Source organism: Streptomyces aureocirculatus, assembly GCF_000720475.1.
In the GTDB taxonomy this organism is placed as follows: Bacteria; Actinomycetota; Actinomycetes; order Streptomycetales; family Streptomycetaceae; genus Streptomyces; species Streptomyces aureocirculatus.
The window spans coordinates 1-460 of record NZ_JOAP01000156.1 but is presented as its reverse complement, the minus strand read 5'-3'; the positions used below and the strand labels follow the sequence as shown (position 1 = coordinate 460).

General features: G+C 70.4%; 1 protein-coding gene. It reads left to right on the top strand.

What is annotated here, in order from left to right:
• Positions 1 to 460 (top strand): carboxyl transferase domain-containing protein (locus tag IG78_RS0141165; RefSeq protein WP_030574977.1); only part of this gene is annotated, 460 nt, incomplete at both ends.

The following is a 460-nucleotide window of genomic DNA, read 5'->3' as shown; positions in this document are numbered from 1 at the left end:
CGGCGCCGCCTACAGCCCGGCCCTGACGGACTTTGTGTTCATGGTCCGCGACACCTCGCAGATGTTCATCACCGGCCCCGACGTGGTCCGGGCGGTGACGGGTGAGGAGATCTCCCAGAACGGGCTGGGCGGCGCGGACGTGCACGCCGAGACCTCCGGGGTGTGCCACTTCGCCTACGACGACGAGGCCACCTGCCTGGCCGAGGTCCGCTACCTGCTGGGGCTGCTGCCGCAGAACAACCAGCAGGCGCCTTGTGCGCTGCCCTGTACCGACCCGGCCGGCCGGCGCAGCGAGATCCTGCTCGACCTGGTGCCGGCCGACGGCAGCCGCCCCTACGACATGGCCCGTGTGATCACCGAACTCGTCGACGACGGCGAGGTGCTGGAGGTCCACGAGCGCTGGGCGCGCAACATCATCTGTGCTCTGGCCCGCCTGGACGGGCAGGTCGTGGGCATCGTC